This window comes from Vibrio sp. 10N.222.48.A3 (assembly GCF_041475345.1).
GTDB lineage: Bacteria > Pseudomonadota > Gammaproteobacteria > Enterobacterales > Vibrionaceae > Vibrio > Vibrio tasmaniensis_A.
Genome location: NZ_JBFRVX010001729.1, coordinates 1 through 327, shown reverse-complemented (window position 1 = coordinate 327; position 327 = coordinate 1). Strand labels below are relative to the sequence as shown.

The window sequence follows — 327 nt, the reverse complement described above, 5'->3', positions numbered from 1 at the left end:
GCTCGCAACATCTTGAATGGCTTGGTTAAGCGTCTCAAGCGGGCGCATTAACACACGAATAAGGACGGTTAATGCAATGATGCTGAGAATAACCGCAATTAAAGAGTAGATTATCGAGCTGTTTTTCAGATCTTCAACGGTTTGGTAAGCGATCTCTTCATCAAGTATTGCGCCGATGTACCAATCTTCACTTGGGATGTGAGTGAAGTTCACTAGGAACTTTTTACCGTCGACTTCAATTTGTTGAGATCCCTCGCGAATAGTCGCTTGTGGCAGGTAGCTTGATAGCGTTTCGCCATTGTTCTTAGCATTAGGGTGAGCAATCGT

1 pseudogene is annotated in these 327 nt (G+C 44.3%); it reads right to left on the bottom strand.

Going from position 1 to position 327, the window contains the following annotated elements:
- Positions 1-327: pseudogene (locus tag AB4653_RS28650) on the bottom strand (chemotaxis protein); the annotation flags it as partial.